This is a genomic window from Kitasatospora griseola (assembly GCF_014648555.1).
In the GTDB taxonomy this organism is placed as follows: domain Bacteria; phylum Actinomycetota; class Actinomycetes; order Streptomycetales; family Streptomycetaceae; genus Kitasatospora; species Kitasatospora griseola.
In genome coordinates this window covers 21,043-45,218 of record NZ_BMRI01000045.1, presented here as the reverse complement: position 1 = coordinate 45,218, position 24,176 = coordinate 21,043, and the positions used below count along the sequence as shown (strand labels likewise).

Below are 24,176 nucleotides of genomic sequence, written 5' to 3'. Positions count from 1 at the left end.
TCGGCGACGTTCGAGAACTTCGGGGTCGACTCGTTGGTGAGTCTGAACATCATCGACCGGTTCGAGCAGGACCTGGGTGATCTGCCCGCGACGTTGCTGTTCGAGCACATGACGATCGATCAGCTCGCCGCGCACCTCCTGGCGGAGTACGGCGATCGCATCCCGGTGGGAGCTGCCCCGGAGCCCGAGCCTGCGTTCGAGCAAGAGCCGGAGCCGGAGCCGGCGTTCGAGCCGGAGCCGGAGCCGGAGCCGATCCAGGTCTCCGAGCCCGTCGCCCCCGAACCCGCCGCCGTGGAGCCGCCCGCCGTGCCGGTCGCGTCGGCCCGCTCCGGCGACATCGCGATCATCGGGGTCGCCGGCCGGTTCCCGGCCTCGCCCGACCTGGACACCTTCTGGGCCAACCTGTCGCAGGGCCGCAGTTGCATCACCGAGATCCCGGAGAAGCGCTGGGACTGGCGACCCCACTTCGACGAGCGCAAGGGCGTCAAGCACCGGACGTACAACCGCTGGGGCGGCTTCCTCGACGACGTCGACGCCTTCGACGCGCCGCTCTTCGGCATCCTGCCGCGGGAGGCCAACGACATCGACCCCCAGGAGCGGCTGTTCCTGGAGACCTGCTGGGAGCTGCTGGAGACCACCGGCCACCTCGGCGAGCGGACCAGGCAGCCGAGCACCGGTGTCTTCGCGGGCGTGATGTACGGCGAGTACGGACTCCTCGCCGCCGCCGCGGACTGGCCGGAGGGCCGCTACGCGACCGGGCACTCCGCGTTCTGGTCACTGGCCAACCGGGTGTCGTACACCTTCGACCTCCAGGGGCCGAGCTTCGCTGTGGACAGCGCCTGCTCGTCCGCGCTCACCGCGGTCCACCTGGCGTGCGAGAGCCTGCGCCGGGGCGAGTGCCGGCAGGCGATCGCCGGCGGGGTCAACCTGATCCTCCACCCCGCGCACTTCGCCGCGCTCGCCGCCCGGAACATGCTGGCGACCGGCGACGGCTGCCGGGTCTTCGACGCCGACGCGGACGGCTTCGTGCCGGGCGAAGGCGTCGGGGCGGTGCTGCTGAAGCCGGTCGAGCAGGCCGAGGCCGACGGCGACACCATCTGGGCCGTCGTCAAGGGCAGCCTGAGCAACGCCGGGGGCAAGGTCAGCGGCTACACCGTGCCCAACCCCAACGCCCAGGCGCAGCTCATCGAGGAGACGCTGCGCCGGTCCGGCGTCCACCCGCGGACGGTGTCCTACGTCGAGGCGCACGGGACGGGGACGGCGCTGGGCGACCCGATCGAGGTGGCGGGCCTCACCCGCGCGTTCCGCTCGCTCGGCGTGACGGACCCGGACTTCTGCGCCGTCGGATCGGTCAAGTCCAACATCGGCCACCTGGAGGGCGCGGCCGGCATCGCGGCACTCGCCAAGGTGCTGCTCCAGTTCAAGCACCGCACCCTCGCGCCGACGATCAATCTGGACACGGTCAACCCCAAGATCCGCTTCGAGGGTTCGCCGTTCCGGCCGCAGCGCACCGCGACGCCCTGGGAGCGGCCGGTCGCCGACCTCGGCACGGGCGAGCGGACCTGGCCGCTCCGCGCGGGAATCAGCTCGTTCGGAGCAGGAGGAGCGAACGTCCACATGATCCTGGAGGAGTACGTCCCGTCCGACGCGGACGGCGCCGACGGTGCGACTGCGGTTGGTGCGGCGGAGCAGCAGGTGTTCCTGCTGTCGGCGCTGAGCCGGGACGCGCTGCGCACCCACGCCGAGCAGGTCGCGGACTTCCTGGAGAGTCCGGCCGGCCTGGCCGCCCCGCTGCGCGACCTGGCCTCGACCAGCCGGACGGGCCGCCGCGAGCTGCCCGAACGGCTCGCCGTGACGGGCTCCGACCACGCCGCGATCGCCGCAGGGCTGCGGCGGTTCGCGACCGGCGACCTCACCGACGGCGGGTTCGTCAGCGGGACGGCGGTCAAGGGCGCGACGTCCGACGGCCCCTCGGAGGACCCCGCGCGGGACTGGGTGCACGGCGTGCCCGTCGACTGGCACGCGTTCGGGGTCGCCGACGGGGCGCGCAAGGCGGCGTTCCCCACCTACCCGTTCGAGCGCCGGCGGCACTGGATCACCGAGGCGGCCCGGCCGGCGGGCCCACCGGAACCGCAGACGGAGGCCGGGCCCGGCGGCGAGGCCGAGCCCACCGGGGCCGTCGACGCGGCGGAACCCACCGGGCCCGTCGACGAGGCGGCACCTACCGGACCCGCGCCGCGGCCCGAGCACACACAGCAGGCGGAGCACCCACGACAGGAGGCAGCGGTGGACAGTGACCAGTCGACCGTGGTCGAGCGGCCGGTCACCCACCCGGCGATCGACATCGCGCGGCACCACCGGATCGACGGAGCCCGCTGCGTCCCCGGTGTCGGCCTGCTGGAGGTGGCGCGCGGGGCGATGCCCGGCGCGGACGACTTCCCGGTGCGGATGACCGGAATCCGGTGGCTCTCCCCGGTCGACCTCGACGCGGGCGTGGACCGGGTCCGGGTGGCGCTCACCCCGCAGCAGGAGGCCGGGGCGACCGCGTTCCAGATCTCCGTGCCCGCGGCGGACGGCTTCCGCACGGCCGCCCGGGGCGTGCTGGCGAACGACCAGCAGCCCACGGCCGACCCGGCCCTGGACCTGGCGGCCGTGCGCCGCCGGTGCGGGGAGCGGCGGTCCGCCAAGGACTTCTACGAGGCGTTCTCCCGCGGCGGCCTGAGCTACGGCCGCCCGCTGCGGGTGGTGGCCGAACTGTGGATCGGCGACGGCGAGGCCCTGGCCCGGCTCGCCAGTGCCCAGCAGACCCGCCAGAGCACGCTGCGGTTCGTGCTGCCGCCCACGCTGCTCGACGGCGCGCTGCAGGTCGTCTCGGTGCTCTGCGAGGAGGAGTCCGGCTACCTGCCGGTCGGCATCGCGGAGCTGCGCGCCCACGGCGCCCTGCCCATGGACTGCTGGGCCCGGGTGCGCGAGGTGACGCCGGAGGGCCGCCGCAACGGCCACCGGCGCTTCGACATCCGACTGACGGACGGCGACGGCCGGGTCCTCGCGGCCCTCGACGGCCTGGAGATCGCCCCCCGGTCGGCGGACCGGCCCGCCGACGAGGCCCCGACGGCCGCCGCCGTGACCGGCGGGTCGGCGGCGCCCGCCGTCCGCGCGACCGCCCCGACCCGAACCAGGTACCTGCGCCCGGTCTGGGAGCCGGCCCCGCTCGCCGCCGACCCGGCGGTGCCGCGCACCGTCCTGGTGCACGCCGAGGACGGCGCCGCCCGGCAGGCGCTCGTCGAGCGACTCGCCGCACTGGGCGCCACCGCCGTGACGGTCGCCGAGGGCGAGGGCTTCGCCCGCACCGAGGACGGCGGATACCTGCTGCGCACCGCCGACCCGAGCTCGCACGAGCAGCTCGTCGCGGACCTCGCTGCGCGCGGCCCGGTGCCCGACGCGATCGTGCACCTGGCCGCCCCCCGGCCGCTGCCGGGCCCGGACGCCGCCGACACCGCCCTGCCCGCGGTGCTCTGGTCGAGCGTCGCGGTGCTGCGGCGGCCCGAACAGCCGCGCCTGACGGTGCTGTACGCCCACACCGGCACGCCCGAGGACGTCGACCCGCTCGACTGCGCCGTCGGCGGGACGCTGCGCACCCTCGCCCTGGAGCACAGCCGGTTCCGCGGGGTGCGGCTCGCCCTGCCCGGCGGCCGGCCCGGCCCCGAGCACGCCGACCGGATCGTCGAGGAACTGCTGAACGCCCGGGCGGGTGCCCAGGACGTCGACCACCGCGACGGCGTGCGGCGCGTCAAGGAGCTGCGGCCGTTCGAGCCGCAGGCCACCGGGACCGGCGGGTTCGCCCTGCGTGACGGCGGCACCTACCTGATCACCGGCGGGGCGGGAGCCATCGGCCTCCACTTCGCACGCTTCTTCGCCGGCCTCGACCGGGCCGCCACCGTCGTCCTCGCGGGTCGATCGGCCGTCGACGACCGGCTCGTCGAGGAACTGTCCGGGGCCAGGACCCGAGTGGTGTACCGGCGAGCCGACCTGCGCGACCCCGAGGCGACCTCGGCGCTGGTGGCGGGCCTCACGGCCGAGTTCGGCCCGCTGCACGGCGTCATCCACTCCGCGGGCGTCAGCCGCGACGCCCGCGCGGTGCGCAAGACTCCGGAGGAGGTGGCGGCCGTGCTGGGGCCGAAGGTCGCCGGCACCGTCCACCTCGACCGGGCGACGGCCGATCAGCCGCTGGACTTCTTCGTGCTGTTCTCCTCGATGTCCGCCGAGGCGGGCAACCCCGGGCAGGCCGACTACGCCTACGCCAACGCCTTCCTCGACGCCTTCGCCGCCCGGCGGGCCCGCCTCGTCACGGCGGGGGACCGGTCCGGCACCACGCTGGCCGTCTGCTGGCCGCTCTGGGAGGACGGCGGGATGACGGTCGACGACGCCACCCGCGAACTGTTCGCCCGCAAGTGGGACATGGTGCCGCTGAGCACGGAGGCCGCACTCGCCGCCTTCGTCCGCGCACTCGCCGCCGGCGAGCCGTGCTGCGCGGTGGTCGAGGGCCTGTCGACCGGACAGCCCGAGGCCGCCACCGCCGCGCCCGCCCCGGTGGCCGCCGCCGCGGCGCCGGAGCCGGTCGCGGGCGACCCGGAGGTCCGGGAGTCGACCGAGCGTCGGGTGCGGCTGATGGCGGCCGAGTTCCTGCTGGTGGACGAGTCGGACGTGGACCCCCGCGCGGAGCTGCTGGAACTGGGCTTCGACTCGATCACGCTCACCGAGCTGGTGAACAAGGTCAACGAGCAGTTCGGCCTCGACCTGCTGCCCACGGTGCTGTTCGAGTGCCCGGACATCGCCTCGTTCACCGACTACCTGGTCGAGCACCACCGCGCCGAACTGTCCGTCGGGCAGGCGTCCCCGGAGCCCGCTCCGCAGCCGCAGCCCGAGCCCGAGCCCGAGCCGGTCGTGGTTCCGGTGGCCGCAACGGCGGTCGAGCCGGAGCCGGAGCCGGAGCCCGCGGTCACGGCCGCCGACCGTCCCGTCGCCGTCATCGGCATGGCCGGGGTGTTTCCCAAGTCGGCGGACGTGGACGCCTTCTGGGCGCACCTGGTGGCCGGCGACGACCTGGTCCGGCCGGTGCCGGACGACCAGGACCGGGCGGCGCTGCTCGCCGACCCGGTGGCCCGGGGCATGCACGGCGGCTTCCTGGACGCGGTGAGCGCGTTCGACGCGCGCCTGTTCGGCATCTCGCCGAACGAGGCGGCGCTGATGGACCCGCAGCAGCGCCTGTTCCTCCAGGCCGTCTGGCGGTCGATCGAGGACGCCGGGTACCGGCCGAGCGGCCTGGCCGGCTCCCGGACCGGCATTTTCGCCGGGGTCGCCACGCACGACTACGACGACCTGCTCAAGGAGCGCGGCGTGGCGTCCGAGGCGCACGCCGCCACCGGGATCGCGCACTCCGTGCTGCCCAACCGGGTGTCCCACCTGCTGGACCTGCACGGGCCGAGCGAGGCCGTCGACACGGCCTGCTCCAGCTCGCTGGTGGCGCTGCACCGGGCCGTGCGGTCCCTGCGCGAGGGCGAGTGCGAACTGGCCGTCGCCGGCGGCGTCAACGCGATCCTGTCCCCGGGGCTGCTGCGGTCGTTCGCCGGGTCGGGGATGTTGAGCGAGGACGGCCGGTGCAAGACCTTCGACGCGGCGGCCGACGGGTACGTGCGGGGCGAGGGCGTGGGCGCGGTCGTGCTCAAGCCCCTCGACCGCGCCGTCGCCGACGGGGACCAGATCCACGCGGTGATCCGGGGGAGCGCGGTGAACCACGGCGGGCGCTCCACCTCGCTGACGGCGCCCAATCCCGAGGCGCAGGCCCGCGTGGTCGCGGAGGCCGTCCGGTCGTCCGGCGTGGCCCCGGACACCATCGGCTACATCGAGACGCACGGCACCGGCACCCGGCTCGGGGATCCGGTCGAGATCGAGGGACTGAAGAAGGCGTTCACCCAACTTCACGCGGAGCGGGGCGAGTTGCTGCCGGGCGACGGGCGGATCGCGCTCGGCGCCGTGAAGTCCGCGATCGGCCACACGGAGACCGCGGCCGGAGTCGCCGGCCTGCTGAAGGTCCTGCTGTGCATGCGGCACCGGATGCTCCCGGCGAACCTGCACTTCACCGAGCCGAACCCGTACCTGCGGCTGGCCGACACCCCGTTCCGGATCAACGACCGACTGCGGCCGTGGGAGCCGGCCCGGACCGCCGACGGCCGGCCGGTGTGGCGCGCGGGCGTCAGCTCGTTCGGGTTCGGCGGCTCCAACGCCCATGTCGTGCTGGAGGCGTACGAACCCGGCGGGCACCCGGCCGACGACCGCCGGGCCGACGGCCGACAGGCGGTGGTCGTCCCGCTGTCGGCGGGCAGCCCGGAGGACCTGGCCGACTACGCGGGCCGGCTCTCCCGCCACCTGCTGGCCCACCCGGAGGCGGACCTCGCGCGGGTGGCCCACACCCTGCAGACCGGTCGCGCCGAACGCCCGCACCGGTGCGCCGTGTCCGTGCACGACCGGGACGAACTCGCCCGCGTGCTCGCCGACTTCGCCGCGGGCGGGCAGCCGGCCGGGGTGGTCACCGGAACCGCACGGCGCGGCGTCCTCGCAGCGCGGGGCGACGAGGGGACGACCCGGCTCATGGAGCTGTGGTGCGAGGGCGCCGCCGTGTCGTGGCCGTCCGACGGCCCCGTCCCCGGCCGACTGTCCCTTCCGTCCGCGCCGTTCGCCCGCATCCGGCACTGGGTCGACTCCCTCGGCCGCGCCACCGTCGAACCGCGGCGGACCGCGCACCACCAGCCTGGCGACACCGGCCGGGCGACCCGCGGCGAAGAGCCGCCCCGGAACACCCACAAGGAGACCCCCGTGCTGTCGATCCCCGCCGAGCGCCCGACCGGCCCGACCGGCCCCGAGCCGGCCGGGCGGGGGCCGAAGGTGAAGCTCACCCTGCCGACCGCGCGGACCGCGAAGAGCGCCCCGGCGGTGTCCGCGCCCAGGCCGCACGCGCCTGCCCCCGTCGCTGCCGTGGCCGCCGCCGAGTCGCCGGCCCCGGCCGTCGCCCCGGGGGCCGACGCCATCGCCACGCTGCTGCGCGACCAGTTGGCGACGATCCTCGGCACCGCGGCCGCCGACATCGGCGACGACGTCCCGTTCGCCGAGCTGGGGCTCGACTCCATCTACCGGATGGACCTCGCGCGGCTGCTCAACACCACCTACTCGCTCGACCTGAAGGCCGCCGAGCTGTACGACTTCGACACCGTCGCCAAGCTGTCCGGCTTCGTGGCCCCGCTCTGCGGCCCCACCCCGACCCCGGCCGTCGCACCCGTCGCACCCGTCGCTCCGCCCGCAGCCGCAGCTCCGGCCGCGCCCGCCGTTCCGACCGTGGGCCCGGAGGCGGCGGCCCCGGCCGCGGGCGACCTGGAGGAGCTGCTGCTCGGCGCGCTGGCCGAGGCGCTGGGCCGACCGGTGGACCGGCAGCTCACCTTCACCGACAACGGCTTCACGTCCTTCGACATGCTCAAGTCCGTGGCGGCGCTGGAGAAGCAGTTCGGGGCGCTGCGCAAGACGCTGCTCTTCGACCACCCGACGGTCGCCGAGCTGGCCGCCGCGCTCGGCGGCTCGCACGGTTCGGACGCGGCCCGGCTGCTGCGCGACGGTGCGGGTCGGACGGCCGATCCGTCGCCGGCGGCCGCGGACGGTGCGGCGCGGGGCGCGTACCGGGGCGGTGCGCTGGTGGTCGAGAAGACCGGGCTGGCCGACCGGCCGGAGATCGCCGCGGTCGTCGCGGACCTGGAGCGCCGGTACGGCCGCGAGGGCGGCCTGCCCGGTCGGGACATCGCCCCGCTGATCTTCCTCGGCGCCGCCCGCACCGCGTACTTCAACTTCTCCCGGCGCGGCGACGCGATGCTGACCTGGAGCTACGTCGGGCCGACCGAGCAGATGCCCGCGCTGGCGGCGGAGTACGTGGAGTACGGCCGCGCGCACGGCATCGACCCGAACATCGTCTCGCTGATCCGACTGGAGGAGGAGGCCGGCGTCCGGTTCACCGCGACGCCGTTCGGGGCGCTGCAACGGCTCGACGACATCACGGACTTCTCGCTGGCCGGCGGCCGGATGGCGCGGCTGCGCTACATCATCGGCAAGTTCGAGAAGGCCGGGGCCTGCCGCACGGTGGAGTACCGGGTGGGTTCCGACCCTGCCACCGACCGGGCGATCACCGAGATGATCGACCAGTGGGGCCAGGGCAAGGAGATGGTCAACCCCTACGTCTTCACGGTCCGCGACGAGATCGGGCGGGGCCTGCTGCAGCCGCGCCACCGGATGTTCCTCACCTACGTCGACGACCGCATGGTCAACGCGGTGATCGTGACGAAGATCCCCTCGGAGCCCGGCTACCTGCTCGACCTGGAGTTCTACCCGCAGGACGCCCCGCTGGGCGGGCTGGACTACGCCGTGGTCGCGATCATCGAGCGGACGGCGGCGGAGGGCAGCACCGTCTTCAGCTTCGGCGGCAGCTTCGGCGCCAAGATCTGCGAGTCGCCGAACGCCGCTCCCGAGGTGGAGGCCGCCCTGGCGGAACTGCGGTCCCGGGGCATCTTCACCGGCGACGGCAACTTCCGCTTCAAGAACAAGTTCCGCACCACCAACCTCCCGCTCTACCTGTGCCAGCCGGCGGACTCCGCCCGCACCGACGTCTCCCGGCTGATCCTGATGATCGCGGACCCGACCGTCGACGCGCCCCGACCGGACGCGCCCCGGCCGGACGAGGCCCGGCCAGAGGGGGCCCCCGTCCCGCCCGCGCCCACGCCGGCCGCGTCCGTGCCCGCCCCCGTCGTCGCCGCACCCGCGCCGGTCGTCCCGGAGCGTCGGGCCCCCGCCGATGAGGCCCCCGCCGACGAGGCCGTCGCGCGGCGCGAGCGGTTGCTCGCCGCGCACGGCTGGAACCCGCTGCACATCCCGGCGGACGAGGTGGAGTACGACCTGATCACCGACTCCTGGGCCGAGCAGTCCCCGGCGCTGACCGCCGCACGCACCGGACAACTGCGGTCCCGCGCCGCCCTCCTGGTGCCCGGTCAGATCCTGGGGGGCATCGACCTGCTGCCGTTCTCCTGTGTGCTGCCGACGCCCTCCGGGCGGGACGCCGAGGCGGCCCTGTGCCGGTCGTGGCCCACCCGCGGGCCGGTGGTGCTGCACAACTCGGTCTTCCCGACCTGGTACTTCAGCCTGCTGGACAACGGCTTCGAGCCGGTCGCGGTGCGCACCGCGCCGAGCGGGGCGTTCCGGGGCGACCTCGACCTCGCGCACCTGGCGGCCCGGTTCGCCGAGCACGCCGGCCGGATCGCGTTCTGCTGCGTCGAGGTCTCCACCAACGCGCAGGGCGGGGCCGCGATCTCGCTCGCCAACCTCACCGCCGTCCGGGAACTGGCCGACCGTCACGGCGTACGGCTGGTCCTCGACGCCACCCGTGCGCTGGACAACGCCGTGGTGATCGCCGAGGCCGAGCCGGAGCACCTGGGCCGGGACCCGTTCGACGTGGCGCAGGAGATCCTCGCGCTCGCCGACGCCGCGACCGTGAGCCTGAGCAAGGACTTCGGGACGGACACCGGAGGGATCGTCGCCACCGACGACCCGGAGGTCGCCCACCACCTGCGGGAGCGGGTCAACCTGCGCGGCCCGGGCGTCGGCCGGTCCGGCCGGGCGCTGGCCGCCGCGGCGCTGGGCGACCGCGAGTGGGCCGTCCGGTCGGTGCGCGAGCGGGTCCACCGGGTGGCCGCGCTGCACCGGCGGCTCACCGACGCGGGCGTGCCCGTCGTGCCGGGCACCGCCACCCACTGCGTCCTCCTCGACACGGCGCGGATGCCGCAGCTGCGGGGCGTCGAGCACCCCGTCCCGGCCGCGCTGGCCTGGATCTACCAGCACACCGGCATCCGGGCCGCCGCGCACCTGAGCGCCGACCCGCAGGACGCGGGCCTGATCCGGCTCGCCGTCCCGGTCGGTCTCGACGACGCGGCCGCCGACGACATCGCGGACCGCCTGACCGGGCTGTTCGCCCGGCCGGGCGCCGTCCGCGACCTGCTGCTCGCGGCGCCGGACGCCGAGGCCCCGGGCAATGCGGCGCTGGCCCACTACCACCCTGCGGAGCACGTGCCCGGGGACATCCGGGAGGCCCTGGTCGAGGGCCACGAGGCGCGCAACGAGACCCTGGCGGTGCTGCGGGGATTCGCCCCGGACATCGAGCACAGCCTGCTGCGCCTGCCCGGCGGGGAGGTCGAGGTGTGGAGCGCCGGCGAGGGCCCCGTCCTGCTGATGATGCTGCCGTTCAACATCGGGGCGGGCCTGTTCGGCCCGCAGTTCGCCGAACTGACCGACCGTCACCGGGTGATCGTCGTGCACCACCCCGGGGTCGGCGCGACCACGCTGGCGGACGACCTGAGCTACGCGGGCCTCGCCGACCTGGCCCGGCGGGTGCTCGACGAACTGGGCGTCCGGGAGCGGGTCCACGTCGCCGGAGCCTCGTTCGGCGGGCTGGTCGCCCAGACCTTCGCCCTGCGGCACCCCGGCACGACCGCCTCGCTGACGCTGATCGGCAGTTCGTACAAGCTGGGCAACCGCTCGGAGGAGGTCAACCGGCTCGCCGTCGTCGTCCAGGAGGACTTCGACAACGTCGAGCGGCGCAGCGGCTCGGCCCGGTTCGCGGCCGAGCGCGCCCGGCACGAGGAGGTGCTGCTGCGCTGCGAGAGCATGGATCCGCTCACCGGGCTGCGGTACCTGGACGTGTTCGCCGCCGAGCCCGATCTGCTGGGCCGCCTCGGGGACCTCGCGGTGCCGACGCAGATCCTCCAGGGCCGTCACGACACCGTCATCCCGCTGAAGACGGCGCACCTGCTGCACGGCCTGATCCCCGACTCGCGCTACCACGAGCTCGCCGACGCGGGTCACTTCCCGAGCCTGACCAGCGCGAAGGAGGTCAACGAACTCCTGGCGACCTTCGTCGCGCAGCACACCCCCGCCGCCGCGACCGGCCCGTCCCGATGAGGAGCACTGCACCGATGACGACACCGATCACCCGCCCCCGGCGGCCGGCCGAGGCGCTGCCGGAGGTCCGCCGGACCGTCACCGTGCGGCCGGGGATGTGCGGGCCGAGCTCCCTGTTCCCGGGCCTGCTCGGCGACTTCACCTGGGAGACGGTCAGCGAGCTGGGCGGCACGGACGTGTTCACCGCCAGCGACGGCGCCGGCAACCCCACCTATCTGGCGTTCTACTACTTCCGGGTGCGCGGCAGCCGTTCCTTCCACCCGCGCCTGCTCGGCTTCGGGGACCGGCTCGACGTGGTTTCCGGCTGCTACGACCAGGGCAGTGAATCCGTGCTCACCCTGCACCGGGTGAGCCGGAGCGGCGGCCAGGACGCCGAACGCCCGCTGGACCCGGCGGAGTTCCACCTCGCCCCGCGCGAGGACTGCCTGTACGTGGAGAACTTCAACCGCTGGGTGGCCCGCGGCACACCGGGCAGCAACCAGGGCCTGGTGAAGTCCTCCCCGCCGGGTTTCCGGCACGAGGCACTGCCGCCGCTGCCCGAGCAGTTCTCCCCGCGGGCGGTCTACCAGGGCGCCCGCCGCGACCTGACGTTCCACGATCCGGCCGATCCGGCCTACCGGGCGGTTCCCGGGACGGTGACCGTGGAGCACCCGGTCGACGTCGTCCGCGACGTCAACGGGGTGGGACTGCTGTATTTCGCGTCCTACTTCGCGATGGTCGACGAGGCGCTGCTGGCGCTGTGGCGCCGGCGGGGCGGGACGGACGCCGGATTCCTCGGCCGCGCGGCCGTGGACCAGCAGATCTGCTACCTGGGCAACGCGGACGTGGACACCGTGCTGACCCTGACCGCGTCGTCGCGGCGCCGGAGCGGCGACCCGGGCGACGAGCTCACCGACGTGGTGATCCGCGACCGGGACACCGGCCGGGTCATCGCCGTCAGCACCACCCGCACCCTGACCACCGGCACCACCACCGGACCCTCTCGGAAGGAATCGCAGTGACACTCGCCCCACATCCGCAGCGGGCCGCGACAGAACGGCTCGTCCGGGAGGTCGTGCGCAGCATCCTCCCCGGCGTCAGTGAGGAACTCATCGGCGGCAAGCGCCACTTGAAGGACCTGGGGGCCGACTCGGTGGACCGGGTGGAGATCATCGGGCTGCTGATCGAGCGGACCGGCATCAGCACGCCGATGTCCGAGTTCAGCGACGTCCCCGACATCGAGGCCATGGTCGACCTGCTCTGTCGCGAGCAGCAGCGGTGACCGGGCCCGAGCGGAGCCGGCGGACCGGCTACGGGATCGAGGCCCTGAACGTGTGGTGCGGGCTCGCCGCCATCACGGTGCCCGAGCTGTTCCGGGGGCGGGGCCTCGACCCCTCCCGGATCGAGAACCTGATGATGACCCGGCGTTCGATCGGGCTGCCCTTCGAGGACCCGGTCACCAACGCGGTGAACGCCGCCCGGCCCGTCGTCGACGCCCTCAGCCCGCAGGAGCGCGCCCGGATCGAGATCCTGGTGACCTCCACCGAGTCCGGGGTGGACTACAGCAAGTCCGTCTCCTCCTACGTGCACAAGTACCTCGGCCTGAGCCGCAACTGCCGGATGATCGAGGTCAAGCAGGCCTGCTTCGGCGCGACGGCCGCCGTGCAGACCGCCGTCGGCTACCTGGCCTCCGGCGTCTCCCCGGGCGCCAAGGCCCTGGTCATCGCGACGGACGTGGCCGTCGTCGACGAGGCGGCCGAGTACTCGGAGCCGGCCGCCGGGCACGGGGCCGCCGCCGTCCTGCTGAGCGACGACCCCCGGGTCATGGCCATGGACCTCGGCGCCTTCGGCAACTACAGCTACGAGACGCTCGACTCGGCCCGGCCCTCGCCGCGGTTCGACATCGCCGACGTCGACCGCTCGCTGTTCGCCTACCTCGACTGCCTGAGCAACAGCTTCGCGGACTACGCCAGCCGGGTCGAAGGGGCCGACGTCTCCACCACCTTCGACCACCTGGTGATGCACACCCCGTTCGCCGGGCTGGTGAAGGCCGCCCACCGCAAGCTGATGCGGGAGTCCGGCCGCCCGGCCGCGGACCTCCAGGAGGACTTCGCCCGCCGGGTCACCCCCTCGCTGCGCTACCCCTCGACGGTCGGCAACCTCTGCTCCGGCTCCGTCTACCTGGCGCTCGCCAGCCTGCTGGACTCCGGCGCGGTCACCGAGGCCGGCCGGGTCGGGATCTTCTCCTACGGGTCGGGCTGCTCGTCCGAGTTCTTCAGCGGGACGGTGGACGAGCAGTCGGCCGCGACGGTCTCCGCCATGGGCATCGCCGCCCACCTGGAGAACCGCGCCGACCTGGCGTTCTCCGAGTACACGGAGCTGCTGGAGGAGAACCTGAAGTGCCTGGTGCCGGTGCAGAACCGGACGATCGACAGCGGGCGCTGGGAGGCCGTCGCCCGCCGCGCGGGCGGCCGCAAGGAGATGCTCGCCTTCACCGGGGTGAAGGACTACCACCGGCAGTACGAGTGGCGCTGAACGCGGCCGGCGCCGAACGACAGGACGAGAACGGAGAGAGGGAGACGATGTCCGGCCCCTGGATCAGCCCTGCGCAGCGGAGTGGGCCGGACCCACGGCTGCGACTGTTCTGCTTCGCCCACGCCGGTGGAGGCAGCGCCTTCTTCCGGCCGTGGCGCGAGCAGGTGGCGCAGGACGTGGAAGTGGTGTCGGTGGTCCTCCCGGGCCGGGAGTCCCGCATCCGCGAGACCGCCCACACCCGGATGGAACCCCTGATCGCGGACCTGGTCGAGGGCCTGCGCCCCCACCTGGACGGGCCGTACGCGTTCTTCGGGCACAGCCTGGGCTCCGTGATCGCCTACGAGGCGGCCCGGGCCCTGCGCCTTCGGGGGGAGCCGGGACCGGAGGCCCTGGTGGTCTCCGGCCGCCGGGCCCCGCACGCGCCCGACCGGCGCCCGCCGGTGTCGCAGCTGGGCGACGACGACTTCCTCGCGGAGATGGTCAGGCTGGGCGGCACGCCGCCGGAGATCGTCCGGCAGCGGGAGATGGTCAGGTTCTTCCTGCCGTTCCTGCGGGCCGACTTCGAGCTGAACGAGACGTACCTGCCGAAGGCCGGCGGCCCGGCGCTGACCTGCCCCGTCTACGCCTTCACCGGCGACCGCGATCCGCTCGCGACGCCCCAGGAGGTCGGCGAGTGGCGGGAGGTGACGAGCGGTCACTTCCGGCTGCGGGTCTTCCCGGGGGACCACTTCTACCTGAAGGACTCCGAGGAGTTCCTCGCCGCCCTGCGGGGCTGCCTGGCCCCGGCCCACGCCGGACGCTGACCGGTGGACGCCTCGCGGCCCGGGCCGGAGCGGCTCCCCGTCACGGTCTGGCTCTGCCCGGACGAGGCGCTGCCGCCGCCGCTCGCCGACGCGCTCGCGCTCCACTGGTCCGACCGCGGCGAGCGGGCGGCGGAGGAGCGGCTGCTGTTCGCCGAGGACCGCCGCCGGCACCGGGTCGCCCGCGCCCTGGTCCGGCGGGGCCTGGCCCTGGAGACCGGGATCCCCGAGGCGGAACTGGCGCTCGCCCGCTCCCCGCTGGGCCGCCCGCACCTGCTCCCGCCGCGGGGCGGCCTGCCTCGCGGCGGGCCGCACCTGGACTTCAACCTCTCGCACACGGACGGGTTCTGCGTGCTCGCGGTGACCCGCCGCGGCCGGGTGGGCGTCGACGTGGAGCGGCTCACCCGGGCCACCGGGCGCTCCCGGGACACCGAGGTGCTCGCGGCGGCGTTCGCCCCGGAGGAGCGGCACTGGCTGCGGACGCTGGAGGAGGGCCCGCCGCGCGCGAGGATGGCGCTGCGGCTGTGGACGCTGAAGGAGGCGTACCTCAAGGCGCGGGGGATCGGCCTCGCCCAACCGCTGGACTCGTTCGCCTTCACCCTGGACGACGCGGGCCGGGTGGTCGGCTTCCGCCCGCCCGAGGACGACCTGGCCGACCGCTGGCGGTTCCTGGGCTTCGAGGCGGGGCCGGACGCCCTGGTGGCGGTGGCGGTGCAGCCGGACGGCCCGGCGGGGGAGCAGGCGGTCCTGCTGCACCACGGCTTCCCCTGGCGCCGGGGCCCCGCGCGCAGGCTCCGCTGCGACTGAACGGCCGCTGCGGAACGGGCCCCGGACCCCCGACTTCCGGGGGTCCGGGGCCCGTCCGGGGCCTGTCCGGGTTCAGCCGGCCTGGTCGGCCGGGAACCGCACCATCAGGTCGAGCGTGCCGTGGCCGAGCGTCCCCTCCCCGCCGACGCCCGCCAGCTCGCCGGTGCCGGAGCCGGGGACGATGCCCGCCCAGGTCACCGGCTCGCTCCCGGGAACCTGGGTCGCCCGGTGTTCCAGCACGAACGTCCCGGTGCGGCCGGCCATGGTTCCCACCACGCGCTCCTGCGCCGCGTAGGCGGCCCCGCCGGGGCCCTGGGTGGTCACCATGTGGCCGTCGGCGGTGCCCTTCACGTCGCCCTCGGTGTAGGTCTTGGCCAGCTCGGCCCGGCCGGTGACCGGACCGCCGTCGACGGGTTCGTCGTCGACCGCGTCCCAGCGGTCGACGGTGAAAACAGCCTGAATGCGAACCTCTGCCTGTGTCATGGGGGCAGTATCCAGACGGATTTCCGGCCCCGATGCTCCGGATTGAGCATGAACCCGCCACCCGGGCCCATACCCTGACACCTCGTCACGCCGGTCGGCGCGGGCAAGGCTGCTTCCCGGACAAAGGGTGAAAGTGGGCATCGACATGAGCACCGAACAGCAGGAACCGGTTTCCTACCCCTTCGCCGGCGGTGTGGGCATCGAGCTCTCCGCCGCGTACGACAAGCTGCTCGACGACGGGGAGCCGATCCGCGTCCAGCTGCCGTTCGGCGAGCCCGCCTGGCTGGTCACGCGCTACTCCGACGCGCGGATCGTGCTGACCGACCGCCGGTTCTCCCGGGCGATGGCGCTCCAGCGCGACGAGCCCCGGATGACGCCGCGGCCGGTGCCGGAGAGCATCCTCACCATGGACGCGCCGGACCACACGCGGGTGCGGACGCTGGTGGGCAAGGCGTTCACGCCGCGCCGCGTCGAGTCGATCCGGGCCTGGATCGGCGAGGTGGCCGCGAAGCTCGTCGCGGAGATGAAGGCGGCCGGCCCGCGCGCCGAGCTGGTGAACTCCTACGCGCTGCCCATCCCGATCACGGTGATCTGCCAGCTGCTCGGCGTGCCGGAGGCCGACCGCGCGCAGCTGCGGACCTGGTGCGACGCGGCGCTGTCGACCAACGAGATGACCGACGAAGAGTGCATGAAGAGCTTCATGGACCTGCACCAGTACTTCACGGACCTCGTCCGGGAGCGCCGGCAGGCCCCGCAGGACGACCTGATGGGCGCCCTGATCGAGGCCCGCGACGCCCACGACCGCCTCAGCGAGCCCGAGCTCATCCAGCTCTGCATAGCGACCCTGATCGGCGGGTTCGAGACCACGGCGAGCGAGATCTCGAACTTCGTCTACCTGCTGCAGAGTCAGCGCGAGCTGTGGACGCGGCTGTGCGAGGACCCCGAGCTGGTCCCGTCGGCGGTGGAGGAGCTGCTGCGCTTCGTGCCGTTCGCCGCGAACGGGATCTCCCCGCGCTACGCCACCGAGGACATCCAGGTGGGCGACCTGCTGGTGCGCGCGGGCGAGCCGGTGATCGTCGACACCAGCGCCGTCAACCGCGACCGGCTCGCGTTCGAGAACCCGGGCGAGCTGGTCCTCGACCGCGAGGACAACCGCCACATGGTGTTCGGCCAGGGCGCCCACCACTGCCTCGGCGCGTACCTGGCCCGGGTGGAGCTGCAGGAGGCGATGAAGGCCCTGCTGGCGGGGATGCCGGAGCTGCGGATCGGCGGCGAGGTGCAGTGGAAGTCGGACATGATCATCCGCGCCCCGCGGTCGCTGCCCGTCGAGTGGTGACCCAGCGTCCTTGATTCGTTGCTCAATAGTGAGCATGCCAGAGCCGGGCGGACGCTATCCTGACACGGCGTCATATTCGGCCGTTGGCACGGTTTTGCGGCCGATCGTCTGGATCGAGAGGAACACCGCACCATGGCCACCCGAGCAACTGGGACGTACACGACCAAGTCGTGGAACGAGAACCCGTACCACAAGGAGGAGGGCTCGGCCACGCTGACCCGCGCGTCGGTCGAGAACGTCTTCACCGGGGACTTCGACGGCCAGGGCATCCTCGAGTACCTCATGGTCTACGGCGCCGACGGATCCGCGACCTACGTCGGCCTGCAGCGCTTCGAGGGCGCCATCGGAGACCGCAAGGGGACTTTCGTCGCCCGGATCGAGGGCACCTTCACCAGCGCCGCCGCCGAGACCTGGACGATCGTCGAGGGCTCCGCGACGGACGGGCTGGCCGGCCTCTCCGGCACCGGCTCGGTGAAGTCGGTGGACGCCACCACGGCCGAGTACACGGTCGACTACACCCTCTAGTCCTCTTCGGTGCCGACGCGGCACCGAGGGCTTTGCGGTACCCCGACGTGCCCAGGCGCGTCCGAAGGGGGCGCGGGGCCATGGCACGAAGCGCCGTGGTCCCGCGCCCCCTTCCGTTGGAAGTCTCCGATCAGTTGCCCTGGGATGCGCTGAAGTGAGCATCCCGTCCCGCCCGCCCTCCCTAGCCTTGGCTCGTCCGGGTTCGCCGGAGCGGCGGTGCGCACAACGATCAGGAGATCCATGTCCATCGGGTCTGCCGACAAGCAGTCGGCCTCCGAGGAAAACCCCGCGTCGGGCTCCGACTCGCTCGTGGCGAAGCTGATCCTCGTCACCCTGCTGACGGCCGAGCTGCTCATCCAGGTCGACCAGACCATCGCCAACGTCGCGCTGCCGTACATCCAGCGCGACCTCGGCTTCACCGACTCCGGCCTGCCATGGGTGGTCAACGCCTACGGCCTGCTCTACGGCGGTCTGCTGCTGCTCGGCGGCCGGATCGGCGACGTGTTCGGCCGGCGCCGGATCCTCGTCGTCGGCGTCACGCTGTTCTCGCTGGCGTCCGTCGTCTGCGGGTTGAGCCCCGACCCGACGGTGATGGTGATCGCGCGGGCCGTGCAGGGCGCGGGCGGCGCACTGACCGCTCCCGTCGTCCTCGCACTGATCATCACCTCCTTCGCGGAGGGCCCCTCGCGGCAGCGGGCACTCGCCCTGTGGGGCAGCGCCAGCGCCGCCGGCGCACTGTTCGGCCTGCTCATCGGCGGTCTGCTGACCTCCGGCCCGGGCTGGGAGATCAGCTTCTTCATCGCCGTCCCGATCGGTCTCCTGGTCGTCGTGCTCGGCGGCCGGACCATCAAGGAGAGCCGCGCCGAGGAGCGGCCCAGCCTCGACGTGGCCGGCGCGGTGACGGTCACCGCGGCGATGCTGCTGACCGTCTTCGCGTTCCTCGACACCGAGGACTCCTGGACCTCGCCGATGCGCGGCGGCTTCCTCGTCATCGCCGCCGCCCTGCTGGTCGTCTTCGGCGTCGTCGAGCGCAAGCAGGTCCACCCCGTCGTCCCGCTGCGCATCTTCAAGCTGCGCAACACCAACGCCGCGCTGCTCATCATGATGCTGTTCGGCGTGACGCAGATGAGCTACTTCTTCTTCGTCACCCTGTACCTGCAGAAGATCCTCGGGTTCAACGCCCTGCAGACCGGCCTCGCCTACCTGCCGCTGATCGGCACGCTGCTGGTCTTCGCCCAGATCTGCATGAAGACGATCGGCAAGGTCGGGATGAAGCAGATGCTCACGCTCGGCCTGCTCAGCCTCGGCCTCGGCATGGGGTGGCTCGGCCTCGCCGCCGACTCGGGCACCTTCGTCAGCACGGTGCTGGGCCCGACGATCCTGTCCGGCATCGGCCTGGGCCTGACCATGATGCCGGCGACCACGGCGGCCACCACCGGGATCCCGCCCGCCGACGCGGGCGCCGTGTCCGGGCTGTTCCAGACCTCGATCCTGGTCGGCGGCTCCGTCGGGCTCGCCGTGCTGACCACGGTGACGCAGGCGGCCGGCGGCCTGGAGGCCACGCACGGCTACACCGTCGCGTTCCTCTCCTGCGCCGGCGTCATGGCCGTCGCACTGCTGATCGCCACCCTGATCATCCGCATTCCCCGGCAGGCCGACACGGCCTGACCGCCCGCGACTCACCTGGAAGGGCTCATGGCCGACTCATTGCAGGAATTCCCCGACGACTGGACCCGTGCGCTCGCGATCGTCGCCCACCCGGACGACATCGAGTTCGGAGCCGGACCCGCGGTGGCCCAATGGACCGCCCAGGGACGCGAGGTGTCCTACCTGCTCGTCACCCGCGGCGAGGCCGGCATAGCCGACCTCGCGCCGGCCGAGTGCGGGCCGCTGCGCGAGGCGGAACAACGCAAGGCGGCCGTGGAACTCGGCGTCCACGAGGTCGAGTTCCTCGACGGCCACCGCGACGGGACGATCGTCTACGGCCCGGACCTGCGCCGTGATCTCGCCCGTGGCATCCGTCGCCACCGACCCGACCTGGTGATCACCTTCAACCACCACGACACCTGGGCGTCGGGTGCGTGGAACAGCCCCGACCACGGTGCGGTCGGCCGGGCGGCTCTGGACGCGATCGCCGACGCGGGCAACCGCTGGATCCACCCGGAGCTGTCCGACGAGGGGCTGGAGCCCTGGCGGCCGAAGCGCGTGGCGATCGCGGGATCCCCGCGGCCCACCCACGCGGTGGCCGTCGACGACGAGGCCCGCGAGCGCGCCGTCCGTTCGCTCGCGGCCCACCACCGGTACCTGGAGGCACTGAGCGAGGACCCGCCGGCCGAGCGCGCGCGGTTCATCCTCAACCACCTCCTCGCCTCCGCGGCTCCCTGCTTCGGGGGTCGCAGCTGCGTCGCCTTCCAGATCGTCTGAGGGCGACCGGCACGAGGTGCCCGCCGCCGTCCCGGACCCGTGCACGCCACGTCGTGGCCGCGCCGGTCCGGGCCGCGCGGACGGTCACGCGTGCCCCGAGCGGAAACCGTCTCCGGCTGCTGCGACACCCACCGTGAGGAACCCCCGATGGCCAATGAACGGACGTTCTCCTACCTGACCACCCAACTGCGCTCGCACGCCGCGCTCCACCCCCGGCGCACCGCGCTCATCATCGACGGCCGCCCGGACCTGCTCTACGGGGACTGGGACCGGCAGTCCGAGGCCCTGGCCCGCGGCCTGCTCGCCGCCGGCACCCCGCGGGGCACCCGCATCGGCATCTTCTTCGGCGACCTGGACTGGTCCGACTACGCGGTCGCCTACCTCGGCGTCCTCAAGGCCGGCGGCACCGTCGTCCACCTGCCCGCCGACATCCCGGTCGCCGAACTGGAACGGCGCGCCCGCCAGTGCGGGATGGCCGGCATCGTGCACGGCCGGATCCCCCCGCCCACGACCGGGGCCGTCGACTGGATCCGCCCGCTCGACGAGCTGACCGTGGCCGGCGACGAGCCCGTGGACCTGGCCCACCGGCCGGACGACGACGCCGAGATCGTGTACTCCTCGGGCACCACCGGCCTGGCCCGCGCGGTCGTCGTGTCGCACCAGAACCTGGCGACGGCCGGCGGACCCCCGTCCGTGATGGCCCACGACGAGCCCGCGCCCATGGTGGCCTCCGTCGGCCTCGGCATCACCGCCAGCGCGACCACCGTCTCCATGGTGCTCAACGCGACGCCGACGACGCTCGCCCTCGCCCCGCCCGGCGACGCCGAACGCATGGCGGCGCTGATCGAACGCCACGCGGCGAGCACCATCATGATGACCCCGCACCTCGCCGTGCTGATGGTCCGCGACGGCGTGCACCGCCGCCACGACCTGACCTCGGTGACCACCGTCGCCACCGCCTCCGCGTTCCTGCACCCGGCGCTGGCCGCCGCCCTGCTGGACATGATGCCGCGGGCCAAGGTCGTCGGCGCCTACTCGGCGAGCCAGGCCAAACCCGCCGTCACCATCGGGACCTTCGACCCGAAGCGCCCGATGTCGGTCGGCCGGCCCGCCCCCGGCACCCACGTACTGATCACCGACGCGCGCGGCGCCGAACTGCCCACCGGCGAGGTGGGCCGGATCTGGCTGCGCTCCGAGGGCGCACCGCCCCGGGTCCGGGTCGACGAAGGCCCCGAGAGCGAGGGCGTCCCGGCCGGCGGCTGGTGCGACACCGGCGACCTCGGGCACGTCGACGAGGACGGCGAGCTGTACCTGTTCGACCGCGAGTCCGACGCCATCGAGACCCCTGACGGACTGGTGTCGACCCTGCAGGTCGAGTCGGCCGTCTTCGAGCACGAGGCGGTCGCCGACGTGGCCGTCGTCGGCACCCCGACCGGAGTGGCCGCCGCGGTGGTGCCCATGGCCGATGCCACCGACGACCCGGCCCGCCTGCTCGCCGCCCTCGCCGCCCACGCGGTCGGCCGGCTCGCCGCCCACGAGATCCCCGGGACGGTGCTGCTGGCCGACGCGCTGCCGCGCAACGCGCTCGGAAAGGTCGTCAAACGCGAGATCCAGACCTGGTTCGCGGCCACCGCCGCACCGTCCGCTGCGGACGTCACCGACAACACCGGAGGAGCACTGTCATGAGCACCGAGCCCGAAATCACCCTGCACCCCGTCTTCGCCGAGATGGTCCGGTGCACCGCCGAGCGGGACCTCGACGGCCTGGTCGAGCTCTACCACCCCGAAGCCCAGTGGATCCGCTTCACCGGCACCGTCACCGGCCGCACCGAGATCCGCGCGCTGCTCGCCAAGTACTGGGAACTCGACCTCAAGTACGTCGACATGAACGAGTACATCCAGACCGACGACACCACCATGATGCGCGGAACCATGATCGTCCGCGGCGAGACGGTCGTGACCTTCGGCGTCTACGTGCTGCGCGACGGCAAGATCTGGCGCCAGTGCGGCGCCGACGAGGGCGGCGCCCGCGACTGGTGGGCCTGACCCGCACCCACCCGGGTCCGGAGCGGCTCGCCGCTCCGGACCCGTTCGCACATCGGGCGCCGATCCCCGGTGTCGGACCGTCTGGGCCCGGCCAGGTGAGCACGGATCAGTTCCGGTAGTCGATCTTCTTCTCCCGGATCGGCGTCTCCAGCTCCGGGTCCGACCGCGGGTGCAGGTGTCCAGGCCGGGCTCAGTGTCTGCGGCGGGCCCGGCCGAGGCGGAGCAGGGCGGCGCCGGTGGCGGCGGTCAGGGCGGCGATCGCGGCCAGGGCGCCGGTGGTGGGGGCGCCGGTGGCGGGGAGGGTGGGGGCGGTCGGGTGGCCGGTCGGTTCGGGGGTGGTGGGGACTTCGCCGGTGGGAGTGGGCTGGGGAGTGGTGGGGCTCGGCGTCGGGCTGGGGCTGGGGCCGCAGGGTGTCCACTGGAGCTGGACCTCGCCGTCGCCGCTGCGGATGCCGGTGGTGAACTGGGCCCCGGCGGGGCCGAGGCTGGAGCCGCCGCCTCCGCCGCCGCCGTCGAGTGTGCCGGCGGTGGAGGAGCCGCCCGCGCCGCCGCCGTGGGCGCCGCCTCCGCCGCCTCCGCCGGTGCCCATGTGGGGGTCGCCGACGTTGAGCGCGCCGTCTCCGCCGATCATGCCGTTCGCGGGGCCGCCGGCCACGCCCGGTTGGTCCCCGGGGAACGCCGGGGTGCCGCCGGCCCCGCCGCTGCCGCCGTCGCCGCCCGATGCGCCGCCGTGGCCGGCCCCCGGGGTGGGGGGTGTCTCGCCGGGCTCGCCGCTCTGACCGCCGTCGCCGCCGCGGCCGGTGCCGCTGTTGCTGAAGCTGCCGGCTCCGCCGCCTCCGCCGCCCGCGACGATGACCGTGCCGCCGTCGAGGGCGACGGTCGTCGCCCCGCCGCCGCCGGCCGCAGTGGCGCCGTTGCCGGGCGCCGGGGTGTCGTTGTACGCGCCGCCCTGCCCGCCGCCGCCGTATCCGCCGTGCGGCGGGCTGCCGTCGGTGAGGCTGCCGCCGCTTCCGGCGCCGGCGACGTTCACGGTCAGTACCTGCCCGCTGTGGACGTCCAGCGTTGCGAGGACCTCGCCGCCCAGGCCGCCGGGCGACCCGTAGACCGCGTCGCCGCCGGCGCCGCCGAAGGCGGTCACCTCCACCTGACACACGTCCTCGGGCACCGTGACGGACTGGGGAGTGCCGGTGAAGGTGAGGAACAGCGTTCCGTCGGGGGCTCGCACCACCGACGGGAGGGCCCGAGCAGTACAGGCTGCGGGGGCGGCGAGGACCAGGCCGGAACTCAGGGCAACGGCGCACGCTGCACGCACGGTGGGGTGTAGTTGTCTCATGCGCGCACGATATGTTCACACTCGGTGTGCGATGAACTACCTTTAGTCACAATCTGACGTGTCGGCCCCTTCGAAGCCTGCCGATCGGGTTGCCGGGCAGCGCGAGCGCCCCCAGCGACGGCGGCCGGGACCAACCGCGAGGCGCACAGTGCGGCGGACGGACGTGGTGGACGGCACGGGCTTCCCGCGACCGCCGTCCCGCCGTCCGGCCGGCCCCCGCGTGCCCCGGCCCGCATCCCGGGAGGCGTCATATGACGGCGGCAACATTCCCTTCGGAATGAGGTGGATTCACGCAGCCACCGTCATTGTCGCCCTTCCCCTTCAGTGGACTCGCGGACACCGCAATGCACAATTCCACCGCCGACAGCAGCAGTCGCTGGGGAAATGATTCCCGGATTCCGCCCGGACGGCGCCGCAGCGGATTTCTCGCCACCCCGCTGCCCCGCCGAAATCCCAGTGGCACCACCCGTGGCCGCCGCTCCCGCCCGGCGTCGGCCGCGGGGCGGGGCAGGCCCCGGACCAGCGGGTGGGCGCGGCCGGCGCAGGGTGGTCCTGGAACGGGGGGCTGTGCTGCGCCGTCCCTTTCGAGCGGGTCGATCGGGCCGATTGCCGCCCGGCGCGCGATCCGGGAATCACGCCGGGCGTACGCCCCTGTGAGGGGCAGGGGGTTTCGACGATGACCGAAATACGGACGGTTCGGGGGAGGACGGTGCAGGCTACAGTGAACGCCTTGCAAGCCAGATCGGTGACAGGCACCTGGTAGCGGCAGGCCCATCGGCCCCCAAGGAGACGCCGTGCGAGCTCTGGTATATCTCGGTTCCGGCTTCCATTCCGGTCCCGGTTCACATCCCGTCGAGTTGCGGGAC

At 73.8% G+C, this 24,176-nt stretch carries 14 protein-coding genes; 12 read left to right on the top strand and 2 right to left on the bottom strand.

Annotated features, from left to right (window positions below; translation table 11 throughout):
- From IEZ12_RS33645 to IEZ12_RS33620, 6 genes are all read left to right on the top strand, one after another.
- Positions 1-11,043 (top strand): alpha/beta fold hydrolase (locus tag IEZ12_RS33645; protein ID WP_189277664.1); only part of this gene is annotated, 11,043 nt, incomplete at its 5' end.
- A gap of 14 nt (positions 11,044-11,057) precedes the next feature.
- On the top strand, positions 11,058-12,044 hold the full coding sequence (locus IEZ12_RS33640) for an LnmK family bifunctional acyltransferase/decarboxylase (RefSeq protein WP_189277662.1): 987 nt from the start codon (positions 11,058-11,060) through the stop codon (positions 12,042-12,044).
- Positions 12,041-12,304 carry an acyl carrier protein gene (locus IEZ12_RS33635; RefSeq protein ID WP_100586606.1) on the top strand — a complete coding sequence of 88 codons (264 nt, stop codon included), beginning with the start codon at positions 12,041-12,043 and terminating at the stop codon, positions 12,302-12,304. Before IEZ12_RS33640 ends, IEZ12_RS33635 begins: the two co-directional genes overlap by 4 nt.
- Positions 12,301-13,557 (top strand): hydroxymethylglutaryl-CoA synthase family protein, encoded by a 1,257-nt coding sequence (locus tag IEZ12_RS33630; RefSeq protein WP_100586607.1) that lies wholly within the window; start codon positions 12,301-12,303, stop codon positions 13,555-13,557. Before IEZ12_RS33635 ends, IEZ12_RS33630 begins: the two co-directional genes overlap by 4 nt.
- Positions 13,558-13,604: 47 nt before the next feature.
- A complete protein-coding gene (locus IEZ12_RS33625) occupies positions 13,605-14,360 on the top strand; it encodes a thioesterase II family protein (protein ID WP_189277659.1) in 756 nt (251 codons plus the stop codon).
- 3 nt (positions 14,361-14,363) lie between these two features.
- Positions 14,364-15,164 carry a 4'-phosphopantetheinyl transferase family protein gene (locus IEZ12_RS33620; protein ID WP_189277657.1) on the top strand — a complete coding sequence of 267 codons (801 nt, stop codon included), beginning with the start codon at positions 14,364-14,366 and terminating at the stop codon, positions 15,162-15,164.
- 72 nt (positions 15,165-15,236) lie between these two features.
- On the opposite strand, the gene IEZ12_RS33615 is transcribed toward IEZ12_RS33620, so the two are convergent.
- Positions 15,237-15,647, bottom strand: coding sequence for a DUF3224 domain-containing protein (locus IEZ12_RS33615; RefSeq protein WP_189277654.1), 411 nt, complete (start codon positions 15,645-15,647; stop codon positions 15,237-15,239).
- A gap of 145 nt (positions 15,648-15,792) precedes the next feature.
- Between IEZ12_RS33615 and IEZ12_RS33610 the strand changes: the two genes are divergently transcribed.
- From IEZ12_RS33610 to IEZ12_RS33585, 6 genes are all read left to right on the top strand, one after another.
- Positions 15,793-16,983 carry a cytochrome P450 gene (locus IEZ12_RS33610; protein ID WP_100586735.1) on the top strand — a complete coding sequence of 397 codons (1,191 nt, stop codon included), beginning with the start codon at positions 15,793-15,795 and terminating at the stop codon, positions 16,981-16,983.
- 132 nt (positions 16,984-17,115) lie between these two features.
- A complete protein-coding gene (locus tag IEZ12_RS33605; protein WP_100586610.1) occupies positions 17,116-17,508 on the top strand; it encodes a DUF3224 domain-containing protein in 393 nt (130 codons plus the stop codon).
- A gap of 240 nt (positions 17,509-17,748) precedes the next feature.
- Positions 17,749-19,176 carry an MFS transporter gene (locus IEZ12_RS33600; protein ID WP_189277652.1) on the top strand — a complete coding sequence of 476 codons (1,428 nt, stop codon included), beginning with the start codon at positions 17,749-17,751 and terminating at the stop codon, positions 19,174-19,176.
- Positions 19,177-19,203: 27 nt separating this feature from the next.
- Positions 19,204-19,932: a PIG-L deacetylase family protein gene (locus IEZ12_RS33595; RefSeq protein WP_189277650.1), complete on the top strand. Its 729-nt coding sequence runs from the start codon at positions 19,204-19,206 to the stop codon at positions 19,930-19,932.
- 147 nt (positions 19,933-20,079) lie between these two features.
- Complete coding sequence (locus tag IEZ12_RS33590) at positions 20,080-21,618, top strand: class I adenylate-forming enzyme family protein (protein ID WP_189277648.1); 1,539 nt, start codon at positions 20,080-20,082, stop codon at positions 21,616-21,618.
- On the top strand, positions 21,615-21,977 hold the full coding sequence (locus tag IEZ12_RS33585) for a nuclear transport factor 2 family protein (RefSeq protein ID WP_189277646.1): 363 nt from the start codon (positions 21,615-21,617) through the stop codon (positions 21,975-21,977). The genes IEZ12_RS33590 and IEZ12_RS33585 overlap by 4 nt, the downstream gene beginning before the upstream one ends.
- 190 nt (positions 21,978-22,167) lie before the next feature.
- On the opposite strand, the gene IEZ12_RS40270 is transcribed toward IEZ12_RS33585, so the two are convergent.
- Positions 22,168-23,205 carry a hypothetical protein gene (locus IEZ12_RS40270; RefSeq protein ID WP_268250294.1) on the bottom strand — a complete coding sequence of 346 codons (1,038 nt, stop codon included), beginning with the start codon at positions 23,203-23,205 and terminating at the stop codon, positions 22,168-22,170.
- Positions 23,206-24,176: the final 971 nt, after the last annotated feature.

Coding starts and splice junctions, on each gene's coding strand:
- IEZ12_RS33640 (WP_189277662.1), top strand. CDS start 11,058: ATGACGACACCGATCACCCGCCCCCGGCGGCCGGCCGAGGCGCTGCCG.
- IEZ12_RS33625 (WP_189277659.1), top strand. CDS start 13,605: ATGTCCGGCCCCTGGATCAGCCCTGCGCAGCGGAGTGGGCCGGACCCA.
- IEZ12_RS33615 (WP_189277654.1), bottom strand. CDS start 15,647: ATGACACAGGCAGAGGTTCGCATTCAGGCTGTTTTCACCGTCGACCGC.
- IEZ12_RS33610 (WP_100586735.1), top strand. CDS start 15,793: ATGAGCACCGAACAGCAGGAACCGGTTTCCTACCCCTTCGCCGGCGGT.
- IEZ12_RS33605 (WP_100586610.1), top strand. CDS start 17,116: ATGGCCACCCGAGCAACTGGGACGTACACGACCAAGTCGTGGAACGAG.
- IEZ12_RS33600 (WP_189277652.1), top strand. CDS start 17,749: ATGTCCATCGGGTCTGCCGACAAGCAGTCGGCCTCCGAGGAAAACCCC.
- IEZ12_RS33595 (WP_189277650.1), top strand. CDS start 19,204: ATGGCCGACTCATTGCAGGAATTCCCCGACGACTGGACCCGTGCGCTC.
- IEZ12_RS33590 (WP_189277648.1), top strand. CDS start 20,080: ATGGCCAATGAACGGACGTTCTCCTACCTGACCACCCAACTGCGCTCG.
- IEZ12_RS33585 (WP_189277646.1), top strand. CDS start 21,615: ATGAGCACCGAGCCCGAAATCACCCTGCACCCCGTCTTCGCCGAGATG.